General features: G+C 42.0%; 5 protein-coding genes. 3 read left to right on the top strand and 2 right to left on the bottom strand.

The annotated features are described in order from the left end of the window. Nucleotides 1-187 precede the first annotated feature (187 nt). The 3 genes from ACEW80_RS30160 (at nt 188) to ACEW80_RS30150 (ending at nt 3,275) form a co-directional block, all read left to right on the top strand. Nucleotides 188-1,621: a BCD family MFS transporter gene (locus ACEW80_RS30160; protein WP_373530135.1), complete on the top strand. Its 1,434-nt coding sequence runs from the start codon at nt 188-190 to the stop codon at nt 1,619-1,621. Between the two features lie 91 nt (nt 1,622-1,712). Then, on the top strand, nt 1,713-2,519 hold the full coding sequence (locus ACEW80_RS30155; protein WP_373530134.1) for an inositol monophosphatase family protein: 807 nt from the start codon (nt 1,713-1,715) through the stop codon (nt 2,517-2,519). A gap of 216 nt (nt 2,520-2,735) precedes the next feature. Then, nucleotides 2,736-3,275 (top strand): hypothetical protein, encoded by a 540-nt coding sequence (locus tag ACEW80_RS30150; protein WP_373530133.1) that lies wholly within the window; start codon nt 2,736-2,738, stop codon nt 3,273-3,275. A 69-nt stretch (nt 3,276-3,344) separates the two neighbouring features. On the opposite strand, the gene ACEW80_RS30145 is transcribed toward ACEW80_RS30150, so the two are convergent. Together ACEW80_RS30145 and ACEW80_RS30140 are read right to left on the bottom strand one after the other, a co-directional pair. Continuing rightward, nucleotides 3,345-3,704 (bottom strand): cupin domain-containing protein, encoded by a 360-nt coding sequence (locus tag ACEW80_RS30145; RefSeq protein WP_373530132.1) that lies wholly within the window; start codon nt 3,702-3,704, stop codon nt 3,345-3,347. Between the two features lie 84 nt (nt 3,705-3,788). Further along, on the bottom strand, nt 3,789-4,076 hold the full coding sequence (locus ACEW80_RS30140) for a hypothetical protein (RefSeq protein WP_373530131.1): 288 nt from the start codon (nt 4,074-4,076) through the stop codon (nt 3,789-3,791). Between the last annotated feature and the right edge of the window lie 276 nt (nt 4,077-4,352).

Here is a 4,352-nt window from a genome sequence, read left to right as displayed (position 1 = left end):
CCGCTCCTGAAGGGGACTTGACGCCACGCTCACGTGAGCTAGATCAAATTCTTCGTTTAGCCGCCTAGACCACCAGTTGCAACTTTTTGATACTTAGCTCAGGAATTTAATTTCTGGGTCAATTTCTGCAAAAGTATAGTTTAAAGTGAGAGAGATTAAATCCTATAAACTATACGAAAAAGTACCTATGGCAAGCGGTGAAGTATTTGATACCAAAACAAAATCCCTATCTGTGCCAAGGGTAAACCTACTGACCATGTTCCGGTTGGGTTTATTTCAAATGGGGTTGAGCATGATGTCCATTTTGACTCTGGGGGTACTCAACAGAGTCATGATTCAAGAAATAGCAATTCCAGCAACGCTAGTATCAGTAGTTCTAGCACTGCCTTTATTTGTTGCTCCTTCACGTATCTGGTTCGGCCAGATTTCCGATGCCAAGCCGTTGTGGGGATACCACCGCACAGCTTATGTTTGGGTGGGTGCGGCAATATTTGCGATCGCCGCATTTTTAGCTGTACAAGTAATGTGGCAGCTCAATAATGCTGCAAATAGTGCAGGTGGTTGGGCATGGACAACCCAAACAATCGGCTGGACAGCACTTCTTTCCCTGATCTTCGCTATATATGGTCTAGGAATTTGTGCTAGCGGCACTGCTTTTGCTGCTTTGTTGGTAGATATATCTGAAGAAGATAACCGTTCCAAAGTGGTAGGTGTGGTCTGGTCGATGTTGATGGTGGGGATTATTGTTGGGGCGATTATTAGTGCCAGTTTGCTGAAACAATTAACGCCAGAAGCAACAACAGCAACCTTACAGGCGGCGATCAACAGGTTGTTTTTCATCGTCCCAACAATTGTATTTGGTTTGGCGATCGCAGCAACATTGGGCGTAGAAAAAAAATACTCTAAATACTTAAGCCGTTCCACAGTGGTAACCCGGGAAGACAGCATTACTCTGGGCAATGCTTGGAAAATCTTGACAGCTAGTCCACAAACAGGTTTGTTTTTCACCTTTTTAGTGGTGATGACTGTCAGCTTGTTTATGCAAGACCCGATTTTGGAACCCTATGCGGGTCAAGTGTTTAAAATGCCCTTAGCAGAAAGTACCAAATTAAATGTTTTTTACGGAATTGGTATACTGATTGCCTACGGCGTTACTGGCTTTTTCATAGTGCCGCGTTTGGGTAAGCGGAGAACTGCGCGCTTGGGCTGTATGTTGGTAGCATTCTGTGCAATATTGCTAGGTATATCAGGATTCACAGCTAATGCAGCTGTTCTCAAACTAGCCTTGGTCTTGTTCGGTTTAGCCACAGGTTTCTTAACTACGGCAGCAATTAGCTTGATGTTGGATCTCACAGTTGCCGAAAGCGCAGGTACATTTATTGGCGCATGGGGATTAGCGCAGTCCATCTCTAGAGGACTAGCGGTGGTAATCGGAGGTACAGTTTTGGATATTGGACGCAAGGTGCTACCTAGCCTAGAGTTAGCTTATGGACTGGTATTTGCTCTAGAAGCCGTAGGAATGGTGGTGTCGATTTGGTTTCTGAATCGGGTAAATGTGGCAGAATTTCAAACAAATACAAAGCTAGCGATCGCTTCTGTTTTAGAAAGCAATTTAGATTAAACTGTATAGGGCATGGGACAAATGACAAATGACAAATGACAAATGACAAATGACAAATGACAAATGACAAATGACAAATGACAAATAACCAATGAATGATTTTTGGACAACAATTCTTGATTTTGCCCAAACTACCACTACCAGAGTCGGCAAGCAGCTAATGCAAGATTTTGGGCAAGTACAGGCTTCGCAAAAAGCTGATGGGAGTTTGGTGACGCAAGCCGATAAATGGGCAGATCAGGAGATTCGGGATGCCATCGCTTCTAATTTCTCTGGTTACGGCATTTTAACCGAAGAGAGCGATCAGTCATTTCCCGGTACTGAGTGGTGCTGGGTAATTGACCCTTTGGACGGTACAACCAACTTCACACGCGGTATTCCCATCTGGACAATTTCTCTGGGTTTGCTGTATCGAGGCACACCCATTTTTGGGTATGTTTACGCACCAACCTTGAATCAAGCTTTTCATGGTTTCTGGGCGGGTTCATCTGGGTTAATAGTTCCAACTGGGGCATTTATTAATCATCATCCTATCCATACCAGTGTTGATAGTCCCAGTAATAATCACTTTTTCAACGTCTGTTCCCGCAGCACCGCAATCATCCAAAAAGGCTTTCCCTGTAAAATTCGGATGCTGGGTGTAGCTAGCTATAACTTTTTGATGGTTGCAACTGGGGCGACACTGGGTGGTATTGAAGCGACACCAAAAGTTTGGGATTTGGCGGGGGCTTGGGTAATTGTGCAAGCTGCTGGCGGTGTTTGGTTATCGCTCAAGTCAAAACCGTTTCCGTTGTCGTCAGGAGAAGATTATAGCGATCGCTCTTTTCCTACCCTTGTGGTTAGTCGTCCCGAATTAGTTCCGGTATTTCAACCTTTTCTGGAAGGCGTAAAAATTTAATTTGCCGCTCTCATACCTGGAACAGTGATTTTGTCAACCAGCCTAGTGGACGGCGGCATATCGATATTAATACTTAGCAAAACCCAGTCAAACAAAGAATTTAGTGTAAAGCAAGCTGGTAATAATCCTGATTTTAGTGCAAGATCAGTATACTTATTAATCGAAGTAGTGTGTTGTGACTTCTATCACACTGGTTAGTTTAGTATAAATAATTTTATGTTGTCTAATCTAGATTTAATTCGAGAGTTTGTGCAAAACTCTACCCAGAAAAAAGACGTTTTGTTGTCAAATCCAGCTTTGACAGCGCACACAGTGTATAAAACTAACCAACTAATCGCAAAATCTGAAGGCGTGATTGCGATCGCCCAACTAACTAATACTGTATGTGAATTTTCGATTTCTCCAAAATCATCCCAGTGGGAATTGATAAATCAGGCATTAGGAGAATATAGTTATCTCCTTAAAGGAGAAGTAGATAGTCGGGGTTTCTATGAGTATCAATACTGCGAAGTTGCCAAAGGCTATCAAATGCACTGTACTAAATCTGTGCTTTTATGGCGAGCTTGGTGGAAATATCGCAAGTATACTTTAAAACAAGGAATCCCCTTAGAACTTCTGATTAGGACACGAAATTCATGGTATCCAATCCGAGATTTAACTATTAGCGACGGACTTCTTTATATCAAAACATTAGGAAGCGAGATCGCACTTGACTCAAATGATCTGGTTACTTGGTTAAGCAAAATTGACGGCTGAAAGTGAGTAATTGTTGAAAAAAACTGAGATTTTTTTCACTTATTTGGAGACTATGACTGTAAGTGGTTTTTAATAAACTGTTTCATCTTCTTTACGCCACGCTGGATCAACAATACAAATAAATACCAGAGGTTCGATGCCTGAGTTACAAATAAATTGCCGCGTATTAGCAGGAATATACACAGCGTCTCCCGGCTGAACTATCTGGGTTTCATCATTAATGTGCATTTCTCCCGTACCACTGAGAATATAATAGACTTCTGAGGTAGAGAGTGAGTGGGGTTGAGAGGTTTTTCCTACTGGTAGTGTTGCATGAGCCAAACTATAGCGCAATGCCAGAGGTTGCTTATCTGGATGTAGCAGTTCTCGCAGAATGGTATTATCTCCGGCGATGAATTCTGGACAATCTTGAAGTTTTTGAACTAGCATAAATCAATTTTTGGTTTGAGGGTTTTAATTAATCAAGAGGCAAAAGGCAAGGATCATTAATTATTCTCCCTCTGCTTGCCATGCTTAGTACAGACAAGGATTTGTCTTAGGTTGATAATCAGAACAATTGATCGCTTCTTCTGTATTGGCAATAGATGGGCGTACAGTACATTTAAGACGGTAATTGTCGGTAAAATATTGACAACCAGTACAGGGGATTTGATGCATTAGCTTGGCTGTAGTTACACTATCTCGCGCCGCCGCCCAGAGACTCAAAACAACGGAAATAATTACAGTCCAAGCAACGACAAAGCAAATCGGGATTAACAAAGGTTGAATCCCATGAATGAGGAAAGATATCACTTTAAACATAGTATGTCCTTATACAAATTAGGAGTTATACCATTTCACTTTAATAATGATACAAATACGTTGGTAGGGGCATGGCAATGCCCATTGGTGTCAACTTAAGCTCAAACACTAGAATTTATCGTCGTTTTAGATCCCCCAACCCCCTTAAAAAGGGGGCACAAGATTCTAGTTCCCCCTTTTTTAAGGGGGGTTAGGGGGGATCGAAAAGCTAGGCGGTACATGGAAAAATTTTCACTCTTCTTATCAGAGTAAGCTTTTACGTTAAGTTGACACCTA

It is taken from the genome of Nostoc sp., assembly GCF_041747015.1.
Taxonomy (GTDB): domain Bacteria; phylum Cyanobacteriota; class Cyanobacteriia; order Cyanobacteriales; family Nostocaceae; genus Nostoc.
The sequence above is the reverse complement of the archived record's forward strand: the minus strand, read 5'-3'. Positions and strand labels throughout refer to the sequence as shown.